Raw genomic sequence first — 5,395 nt, 5'->3', positions numbered from 1 at the left:
CCCTGTGGACACGGGGATCGCGCGGGTACACAATGGAGTGCGGCGGTACTGCGGACGGGATTCCCCGGTGAGCCTGGACGTCTTCCATCCTCTGGTCGCGGCCTGGTTTCGGGAGCGCTTCGGCGACCCCACGCCGGCCCAGGCGCTGGGGTGGCCGCCCATCATCGCCGGACGGGACACGCTGATCGCCTCCCCGACCGGCTCCGGCAAGACCCTGGCGGCGTTCCTGTGGTCGCTGGACGGGCTGGTGCGGTCGGCGGCGTCGGGCGATCTGGCGGACGAGACGGCGGTCATTTACGTGTCGCCGCTGAAAGCCCTGGGCAACGATATCCAGAAGAACCTCCAGGAGCCGCTGGCGGAGATCCGGGCGCGCGCCGCGCTGGAGGGGACGCCGTTGCCCGAGATCCGGGTGATGGTCCGCACCGGGGACACGCCGGCGCGGGAGCGGGACCGGATGGCCCGCCGGCCGCCCCACATCCTCATCACCACGCCCGAATCGCTGTACATCCTGCTCACCGCCGCCCGCAGCCGTGCATTCTGCCGCACCGCCCGGGCCGTCATTGTGGACGAGATTCACGCCGTGGCCTCCGACCGCCGGGGCAGCCACCTGGCGCTGTCCCTGGAGCGGCTGGACCTGCTGGCCGGCCGGCGGCTGCAGCGCGTTGGTCTCAGCGCCACCGTGCGGCCGGTGGAGGAGGTGGCCGCCCTGCTGGTGGGGGCCGGGCGTCTGGGCCCGGACGGCCGGCCCGACTGCGGCGTCGTGGACATCGGCCACTACCGCCCCTGGGACCTGAGCGTTCACGTCCCCGACCGGCTGCTGGGGCCCGTGGCCACCCACGAGCTGTGGGAGGAGATCTGCGACCGCATCGCCGCCCTGGCGCGGGATCGCCGCACGACGTTGGTCTTCGTCCACACCCGGCGGCTGGCCGAGCGCGTGGCCCACCAGCTCACCCGGCGCCTGGGCGAGGGCCGCGTGGTCGCCCACCACGGCAGCCTCTCCCGTCACCTGCGCCTGGAGGCCGAGAGGAAGCTCCGGGCCGGCGAGGCGTCGGTGGTGGTGGCCACGGCGTCGCTGGAGCTGGGCATCGACATCGGCCACATCGACCTGGTCTGCCACGTGGGTGCGCCGCGGGCGCTGGGCACGCTGCTGCAGCGGGTGGGACGCTCCGGCCACGGGCGGGATGCCGTCTCCTGCGGCGTCCTGTTTCCTCTGACCCGGGACGAGCTGGTGCAGTGCGCGGCGGCCGTGCGCGCGGCGCGGGCCGGCCACCTGGACCGTGTACGCATTCCCTCCTGCCCGCTGGACGTGCTGGCCCAGCAGATCGTCGCCATCGCCGGCAGCCAGGAGATCGCCGAGGACGACCTGTGGGCGTTGGTGCGCCGGGCGTATCCCTATCGGGACCTGTCCCGGGAGCAGTTCGACCAGGTCATCCGGATGCTGGCGGAAGGCATCAGCAGCCGCCGGGGACGCGACGGGGCGTGGCTGCACCGGGACGGGGTGCGGGGCGTGCTGCGGGGCCGGCGGGGAGCGCGCCTGGCGGCCCTCACCTGCGGCGGCGCGATTCCCGACACCGCCGACTACGAGGTGGTGGAAGACCCCCAGGGCACAGTGGTGGGGCGGGTCAACGAGGACTTCGCCGTGGAGAGCCAGGCCGGGGACGTCTTCCTGCTCGGCAACAGCTCCTGGCGGATCCGCCGGGTGGAAGCGGGGCGGGTGAGGGTGGAAAGCGCCCAGGGCGCGCCGCCGTCGGTGCCGTTCTGGCTGGGCGAGGCGCCGGCCCGCACCGCCGAGCTGTCGGCGGCGGTGTCCGACCTGCGGCAGGAGGTGGCCGACCGCCTGGGCGACCCCGACGCCGCTGCGGACTGGCTGGTGGAGCAGGCCGGCGTGGATCGGGCCGGCGCCCGGCAGATCGTCTCCTACGTGGCGGAGACGGCGGCGGCCCTGGGCTGCGTGCCGACCACCCGACGGGTGGTGGCGGAGCGGTTCTTCGACGAGGCGGGCGGCATGCAGCTGGTCCTGCACGCGCCCTTCGGCGGCCGCATCACCCGCGCGTGGGGCCTCGCGCTGCGCAAGCGCTTCTGCCTGACGTTCGACTTCGAGCTGCAGGCCGCGGCCACCGACGACGGGATCGTCCTGTCCCTGGGCGAGCAGCACTCCTTCCCCCTGGAGGCGGTGTTCAGGTTTCTGCGTTCCTCCACGGCCCGCGACGACCTGGTCCAGGCGGTGCTCGGATCTCCGCTGTTCACCACCCGGTGGCGATGGACCGCGACGCGGGCCCTGGCGGTCCTCCGCTATGCCGGCGGCCGGCGCGTGCCCATGCCGTGGCAGCGCATGCGCGCCGAGGACCTGCTGGCCGCGGTCTTCCCCGACCAGGTGGCCTGCCAGGACAACCGCAGCGGGCCGGTGATCCCCCCGGACCACCCGCTGGTCTCTGACACCCTCCGGCAGTGCCTGCACGAAGCGCTGGACGTGGACGGGCTGCTGGAAGTCCTGCGCGGGATCGAGCGCGGGGAGATCGCCACCGTGGCGGTGGACGCGCCGGCGCCGTCGGCGATGGCGGCGGAGATCGTCCACGCCCAGCCGTATGCCTTCCTGGACGACGCCCCCCTGGAGGAGCGGCGGGCCCGCGCCGTGGCGCTGCGCCGGGTCGCCCCCGACCTGGCTGCCGAGACGGGAGCCCTGGATCCGGCCGCCGTGGAGGAGGTGGTGGCCGACGTCCAGCCTCCGGTGCGCGACCCCGACGAGCTGCACGACCTCCTGCTGTCGGTGGGCGTGGTGCCGCTGGAGGAGGCCGAGCGGTGGCGGGAGCACGCGGACGCGCTTCTCGCGGACGGCCGGGCGGCGGTGGCGGCGTGGCGGGATCCATCTGGCCGCGACCGGCGCGCCCTGGTGGCGGCGGAGCGGATCCCCCTGGTGCGGTCGGCCCTGGACGATGCGACCTTCTCTCCGGCCGTGGTGGCCCCGCTGCCCCGCTGGGGGGCGGCTGAACCGGACGCGGACGAGGCGGTCCGCCGCATCGTAGTGGGCTGGATGCAGATCGTCGGCCCGGTGTCTGCCGACGATCTGGCGGACCGGCTGGGGCTGGCGGTTCCGGCGGTGGAGCGGGCGCTGGCGGCGCTGGAAGGGATGGGCGTCGTCCTGCGCGGCCGGTTCACCCCCGCCGCCGGCGGGACGCAGTGGTGCGAGCGGCGCCTGCTGGCCCGCATCCACCGCCTGACCGTCGGCCGGCTGCGCCGGGAGATCGAGCCGGTGACGCCGGCGGACGTCCTGCGCTACCTGCTGCGGTGGCAGCACGTGCAGCCCGGTACGCGCCTGCACGGGCGGGACGGCGTCCTGGAGGTCATCGCGCAGTTGCAGGGCCTGGAGCTGCCGGCCCCGGCCTGGGAGCAGGCGGTACTTCCGACCCGGGTGCGCCTGTACGACCCCGCCGACCTCGACGCCCTGTGCCTGTCGGGCGTCGTCACCTGGGGTCGGCTGAGCGCGGCTCCTCCCGGCGAGGGCGGACGGAACGGCAGCCGTCCCTCGGGCACCACGCGCAGCTCGCCCCTGGCGTTCGTCCTGCGCGACGACCTGGCCTGGCTGCTGCCCGCCGACAGGGATCTGGAGGTTCTCCTGGGAGGCCTGCCGGCGGCCGCGGCGGAGGTGGCGCGGTTTCTGGCCGACCGCGGCGCGTCGTTCGTCTCGGACATCGCGCGGGGTGTGCGGCGGATGCCGTCAGAGGTGGAGGAGGCGCTGTGGGTCCTCGTCTCCCGCGGGGTCGTCAGCGGTGACGGGGTGGCAGGGCTGCGGCGCCTCCTGGCCGGCCGCCGCCGGACCCGGCGTCCCTCCCGGGTGGAGGGCGCCCACAGCCGCGCCGCGGCGTCCGGGCGCTGGGCCCTGTGGGTTCCTTCCGACGTCGGCCGTCCGCCGGACCGGGTGGAGCGGTTTGCCCGCCAGCTGCTGCGGCGGTATGGCGTGGTCTTCCGCGAGCTGCTGGCGCGGGAGACGGTGGCGCCCCCGTGGCGTGACCTGGCCGAGGTCTACCGGCGGTGGGAGGCCCGGGGCGAGATCCGGGGCGGGCGGTTCGTGGCGGGGACCGTGGGGGAGCAGTTCGCGCTGCCCGAGGCGGTCCAGATGCTGCGGGAGGTGCGCCGCGCGCCCGACCAGGAAGTGGTGGTGATCTCTGCCGCCGACCCGCTCAACCTGGTGGGGATCCTCCTGCCCGGGGAGCGGGTACCGCCGCAGGTGGGGCTGGCGGTGGCCTACCGCAACGGCGCGGTGGTGGGCGCGGGGCCTCAGGGGGCGCTGCTGCGGCAGCTGGGGGTGGGTGACCCGTCGAGGCGGTGAAGGAGGTCAGCGGCCCCACACGAGGGTGCAGGCGGCGTAGGTGAAGCCGCCGCCGAAGGCGGCCAGAACCAGGCGGCTGCCGTCGCGGATGCGGCCTGAGCGCACGGCCTCATCCAGGGCCAGCGGCACGCTGGCCGCCGACGTGTTGCCATACTCCTGGATGTTCACCACGAATTTCTCCATCGGCAGCCCCAGCTGGGCGGCCGTGGCCTCGATGATGCGCGCATTGGCCTGGTGGGGGACGATCAGGTCGACGTCCTGCAGCGTCCACCCGGCGCGGCGCACCGCCTCCTGCACCAGGGGCGGCACCGTCCGCACCGCCAGCCTGAAGACCGCCTGGCCATCCATGTAGGCGCGGTGCAGCCGGCGCTCGATCACCTCGGCGGTGACCGGCAGCCGTGACCCTCCCGCGGGCACCTTGAGGACCTCCCCGGCGGACCCGTCGGCGCCGAGGACGCCGCTGGAGATGCCGGCGCCGCTGCGCGACGGACCCAGGACGGCGGCGCCGGCGCCGTCCCCGATCAGGACGCAGGTCCGCCGGTCCTCCCAGTCGATCAGGCGGCTGAGAGTTTCCGCCCCCACCACCAGCGCGTGCCGCACCAGTCCGGCCTGGATGAGCTGGCTCGCGGAGATGAGCCCGTAGACGAAACTGCTGCAGGCGGCCAGCAGGTCGAACGCTCCGGCCCGCCGCGCCCCCAGGCGGTCCTGGAGCAGGCAGGCGGCGGCGGGGACCAGCATGTCGGGCGTGGCCGTGCCAACCAGAATGAGGTCCAGTTCTTCCGCGGGAACTCCCGCGGCCTCCAGGGCGGAGCGGGCGGCGGGCAGGGCGAGGTCGGACGTGGCCTGGTCGGGGTCGGCGATGTGGCGGCGGCGGATGCCGGTGCGGGTGGTGATCCACTCGTCGCTGGTGTCCACCAGCCGGGCCAGGTCGTCGTTGGTCAGGACCCGGGGGGGCACGTACGTGCCCAGCCCCAGGACCGCCGCGCGGACGGCGTCCACGCCCACACGAATTCCCCCTCAGGGGCGGACGAACCTGCTTCCAATCTTCGCAATCTGCGCAATCTGCGC

General features: G+C 74.8%; 2 protein-coding genes. One reads left to right on the top strand and one right to left on the bottom strand.

The features are described 5' to 3' along the window. Nucleotides 1–67: 67 nt before the first annotated feature. A complete protein-coding gene (locus RB150_02085) occupies nucleotides 68–4,327 on the top strand; it encodes a DEAD/DEAH box helicase (GenBank protein ID MDQ7819329.1) in 4,260 nt (1,419 codons plus the stop codon). Between the two features lie 6 nt (nucleotides 4,328–4,333). Here RB150_02085 and RB150_02080 read toward each other — a convergent pair whose 3' ends face one another. Beyond that, entirely contained in the window at nucleotides 4,334–5,326 is a 993-nt protein-coding gene (locus tag RB150_02080; protein MDQ7819328.1) for a beta-ketoacyl-ACP synthase III, read from the bottom strand. Nucleotides 5,327–5,395: the final 69 nt, after the last annotated feature.

Source organism: Armatimonadota bacterium (genome assembly GCA_031081675.1).
Classification (GTDB): Bacteria; Sysuimicrobiota; Sysuimicrobiia; order Sysuimicrobiales; family Kaftiobacteriaceae; genus Calidihabitans; species Calidihabitans tengchongensis.
This window is presented reverse-complemented; position numbering and strand designations above follow the sequence as displayed.